This window comes from Bartonella acomydis, assembly GCF_039543025.1.
In the GTDB taxonomy this organism is placed as follows: Bacteria; Pseudomonadota; Alphaproteobacteria; order Rhizobiales; family Rhizobiaceae; genus Bartonella; species Bartonella acomydis.
The window spans coordinates 1-4,338 of sequence record NZ_BAABIY010000086.1 but is presented as its reverse complement, the minus strand read 5'-3'; the positions used below and the strand labels follow the sequence as shown (position 1 = coordinate 4,338).

The 4,338-nt window shown below is 40.7% G+C and carries 3 protein-coding genes and 2 pseudogenes; 4 read left to right on the top strand and 1 reads right to left on the bottom strand.

The annotated features are described in order from the left end of the window. Positions 1-157, bottom strand: a pseudogene (locus ABD909_RS07230) (integrase); the annotation flags it as partial. A gap of 177 nt (positions 158-334) precedes the next feature. Between ABD909_RS07230 and ABD909_RS07225 the strand changes: the two are divergent. The 4 genes and pseudogenes from ABD909_RS07225 to ABD909_RS07210 form a co-directional block, all read left to right on the top strand. Beyond that, a pseudogene (locus tag ABD909_RS07225) lies at positions 335-1,720 on the top strand (portal protein); the annotation flags it as partial. Between the two features lie 13 nt (positions 1,721-1,733). After that, positions 1,734-2,609, top strand: a complete 876-nt coding sequence (locus ABD909_RS07220; RefSeq protein ID WP_345097269.1) for a hypothetical protein — start codon at positions 1,734-1,736, stop codon at positions 2,607-2,609. Positions 2,610-2,702: 93 nt separating this feature from the next. Then, positions 2,703-3,830: a N4-gp56 family major capsid protein gene (locus tag ABD909_RS07215; RefSeq protein WP_345097268.1), complete on the top strand. Its 1,128-nt coding sequence runs from the start codon at positions 2,703-2,705 to the stop codon at positions 3,828-3,830. 23 nt (positions 3,831-3,853) lie between these two features. Then, positions 3,854-4,009, top strand: coding sequence for a hypothetical protein (locus ABD909_RS07210; RefSeq protein WP_345097270.1), 156 nt, complete (start codon positions 3,854-3,856; stop codon positions 4,007-4,009). The last annotated feature ends 329 nt before the right edge of the window (positions 4,010-4,338 follow it).

The following is a 4,338-nucleotide window of genomic DNA, read 5'->3' as shown; positions in this document are numbered from 1 at the left end:
AGCCCATTTCACGGCGCCGACCGTGAATGGTATAACGGTAAAGCCATTGAGCACCACCATCTTTACGTTTGTGAAGAAGCAAGCCAGCACCATCATTATATTTGCCAGCCCCCAATGTTGCGACAGATCTTGCATTAAGACGGTTCATAAGGACCATTTTTACTCCTTTCTTGTACAAATTTTATCCACACACTCATCCCGCTTGTGATGTGCAAATGAGTAGTTTTGATTGATTCAAGATAAACAGCTTTGAAATAAGAGAATCTTACGTTATTCGGAGTTCTCATTCAATATGAATAACGCTAGATTATTATTATAAATCAATGTCTTATCGAGTGCGGATTGGGCGTGTGATGGGAGTGCTTATGAAGGAGTTCATCACAATAATTTAAAGGCTTATGATGATGAGAGAGGAATTGATGTTGAAAACGGTCGACGAATGATCACCCTTGTTGAATGCCGTTGGTTCGAAAGCGAGAGATATTACAAAGCACCCGATTTAAGTACAGGTGAACTTCGTGATTATAGCGAGGAGGAGTTTAAGCACCTTCAGTGCATGATGCCCGATATCCAAGGGGCGGCTTTTAATAAAAAGGTTGTTAAGCGAGCTTTTTTAGGCAGGAAAGTTTTACTATGTCCCGATCAACCGATGGTTCCAGCTGGTCAATTGGGTTGGGAATGTATCACGGGTTATTTTGACAAGATAGAGCGTCAATTTTATGGGGTTGTACGTCCCACAAAAGACCCACAGCGATGGGCTAATAAATATTTTAGTCAAGTGATGCATATCCTTAATAGCCAATCCAAAGGCGGGATTATGGCGGAGAGAGGCGCTTTTGAAGATGAGAGAGAAGCCGTAAAAAGTTGGAGCAGAGCAGACAGTATTACGGTTTTAAAAAATGGAGCGCTTGCAGGTGGCAAGATACAGCCAAAACCGGTCTCTCAGTTTCCTACGGGCTTTTTCCAACTGTTTAATGAAGCGAAAGAGGCAATTAATCAGGTTACCGGCTTATCGCCAGAGTTTATAGGAACGCGAGAAGTATCACAAGCAGGGATTTTGGAGGCACAACGGCGTCAATCCAGTTTAAATCTGCTTGCTTGTCTGTTTGATGGCTTGCGTTTGTATCGCAAAAGGCAAGGCAAGCTTATTTTGCACTTGATCCAGAATTACTTGTCTGATGGTCGTTTGGTGCGGATTTCTGGAGAAGAGAATGCGCAATACATTCCGTTGACGCGTGAAGCGGTGATGAGTGTTGATTATGATATTGTGGTGGATGATGCGCCAACCAGTCCGAATGAAAAAGAACGAACCTTTGGCATTATCACGCAACTGTTACCATTGCTTCAAAATGCGGTTACACCGGATGTCATGCTTGATTTACTGCGTTATTCCCCCTTGCCTGCATCACTGCTTAATCGTGTAAGTGAGAAAGTGCAACAACAGCAGCAAATCGCACAACAAGCCCAACAACAGATGAATCCAGAACTAGAAATGAAGTTGCAAGAAAAACAGCAGGATATGGCAACCAAAAGCCAGATGCAACAGATGGATTTACAACAAAAGCAGATTGAATTGTTTATGCGTCAAAAGAGAGCAGAATTGGAAGCAGAGATTATGCAACAGAAACATGAACTTGAACGGCAGCGTATTTACAATGAACAGATGCAAAATCAGATCATGCGAGAGAGAGCCGCCACATATAGAGGAAGAAGCATTTGAGAGAGGAAAAAGAATGAATGCAGAATTGAATGAAGATTACAAGAGTGAAGTATCGGTCTTTGATAATGATGGCTCTTTTGATACTGTCAATGATGTAGAAACGATTAACACTGATGAAGTCACGTCTCCAGAACCGGTTGCAGAAGCCGTTGAAAATCCTTCAGAGATTGTTGCAAGTCAAGATCGGCAACGTGCAGAAGAACAAGCCAAGCGAGCCCGTGAAGCGCTTGCAAAATTTTATGATTCGCAACTCCATGAATCTTATGTTGATGGTGGTGGCTCTCCCCCAGATCCGACACAAGACATTATTGGCTACATGGGTTGGATGGGCAAGAAGCTTCAAGAGCAAGATGCGTATATTCGAGCGCAACAGGATGCGCAAAGGCAAGCGGTTGAATACCAAGAATTTAATGGGCATTTGAATCAGTTTTTAGAAAACTCTGTGACGTCTGTAAAAGATAAATACAGTGATTTTGATGCCGCGGCAGATTTTCTTTATGAGACGCGTGCAAAGCAGTTGAATGCGTGGTCTTCAGTCTATCCGAATTATGCACAAAAAAGCACGATAGATGCGATTATAGGGGACGAATTACGTACGATTGTCGCAACTTGTGCACAAAAAGGTGTCAATCCGGCAGAAGAGCTTTATAGGATAGCACAAAATCTAGGCTATCAAAACCAAGCCGTACAAGCCAATCATCAGATTGCAGCGCTTCAAAGCCGGCAGAATTCTGCGAGAACCTTAACGGCATCTGGTGGAGGAGGGGTAACAGGTCCTATGACTAAAGAAACTCTTGCCAATATGTCAGAGAAGGAGTTCAACGTATGGATATCAAATCCGAAGAATGAAGCCCGTTTTTATGAAATTATGGGTGCAGAGCCCGATTAGACAATAAGTTTTTCAACATAATCCGCCTTTTATGCGGGTTTTTCACCGGCTTTAAGCCGGTTTTTTTTACAGCAAAGAAAGGTGAAATCAAAAATGGCAACAACACATATAGGAACTCATGATCCACAATCGGTAAAATTGTGGTCACAGAAATTAAGCAATGAAGTTTTGAAGGCAACAAAAATTGCTCCCCTGATAGGTAAAAGTTCAAACAGCATTATCCAGCTTTATAATGAAACCCATAAGAGTGCAGGGGATAGTGTTACATTCAGTTTGCTGGTGAATCTGTTTGGAGATGGTGTCACACAGGGTGAAACTTTAGAGGGCAATGAAGAAGCGCTTCAATTTATGAATGATAGGTTGGTCATTAACGAGCTTTTACATGCAGCACGTGTGGCTAATGATGACTCGATTGACCAACAGAGGATACTACCGAATTTACGCAAGAAAGCCAAAGAAGGCTTGGTTCGCTGGTATGCCAATCGTTTAAGCATCATGTTCTTTCTTCAGGTGTGTGGTTATACAGCACGTATGATCAATGTTGATGGTCGAGAAGTGTACATTAAACCGGTTCATTACGGCTTTAATGAAATCATGGCACCAAGCAGTGAACGAATTATTCGCCCAGATGGCAAAACCAAGGATGAAGATCTCAACGATAAAGCCAAACATAGCTTTAGCCTTAAATTGATTGATGAAGCGGTAAAAAAAGCTAAACTTGCCAATCCGCAAATTTCTCCGGTTCATGTCAACGGTGATGATGTTTATGTACTTTATTTGCATCCAACCCAAGTTATGCAGTTGCGGACCAATACGGCGGCTGGTGAATGGTTGGATATTCAAAAATCGGTTTACGCGACGTCTCGTGCAAAGAACCCAATCTTTGATGGTTCACTAGGTATGTATAATGGCGTTATTTTACGAGAAGCAATCCATGTCACTCATGGTGTTAAATCGACAGATTCTACAGCTGTTAAAAGTGTGCGTCGTGCGGTGTTCTTAGGAGCGCAAAGTGCGATTATTGGTTTTGGTAAAAATCATAGTGCAACGAATTACACACTCAAGGAAGAATATTTTGATTATGAACGTGAATTTGGTGTTGCCGCCAAGACATTGATAGGCATGAAGAAAACCCGTTTCCAAATGCCCAATAGTGCACAGACAGCACAAGATTTTGGAACGATTGTTATTCCCACTTACAGTGGTGAAGCAGCAGTGTAATGATTAAGGAGGAAAAAAAAGAGATGGCAAATCATTTACCAGTCCCGTTACAGGGCAGAAATATTCATACGCAACAAGTAAATTTTTTGCGATTGAATATCTCACATAAAGATAAGCACCTTACGGAGAAAATCGGAATTTTACCCCGTGGAGCTTTGATCACTTCGATTTCGGCATAATATCAAAAAACACAATAAAGTCAATAGTTTGTTTGCAATTATTTTATATGAATCCACTTAAGAATCCACACTTTTATACGTGATTCATTTGACCATTTTTTATATAGGATTGTCACATATGAATAGAGCATAAAAAGCAAATCATGATGTAAATATTATAATGCATGTGTCATTCAAATGAAATGAAAAGCAGCTATCATTCATAACAGTTCATAAATTTTATGATATGTTTTTATCATTCACAAATCGCATTGTTTTAAAATTTAGTCGTTTGGAATTATCGATAACATACGTTTAAAGATCACATCTTGTTTTAATGATTGGTTTGT